At 57.7% G+C, this 284-nt stretch carries 1 protein-coding gene; it reads right to left on the reverse strand.

Annotation, left to right across the window (positions count from 1 at the left end):
• Window positions 1–284: VCBS domain-containing protein (locus E0702_RS16930; RefSeq protein WP_132045718.1), on the reverse strand; the 284-nt coding region annotated here is incomplete at both ends.

Genomic DNA, 284 nt, shown 5'->3' on the forward strand with positions numbered 1-284 from the left:
TCGGTCAAGGTGTAGGTGAAGGTGTCGGTTAACGTCTCGCCAACACCCAAACCCTGAACGCCGAGATTGCCGTTATCCAGCGCGTAGGTGTAGGAGCCGTCCGGGTTGATGGTGAGCGTGCCGTACTCGCCCTCAATTACCAGATTACCATTGAGGTCGGTCGTCGAGGCATTAGCGCCCACATTGTCGCTAACGATGGCACTGACAATTGCGCCATCCGCGCCCACGGTGTCGGCAACATCGTTGGTGGAGGCGTTGCTGCCTCCAATCACATTACCGGTCAC

The organism is Halomonas marinisediminis, assembly GCF_004347715.1.
Lineage (GTDB): Bacteria > Pseudomonadota > Gammaproteobacteria > Pseudomonadales > Halomonadaceae > Halomonas > Halomonas icarae.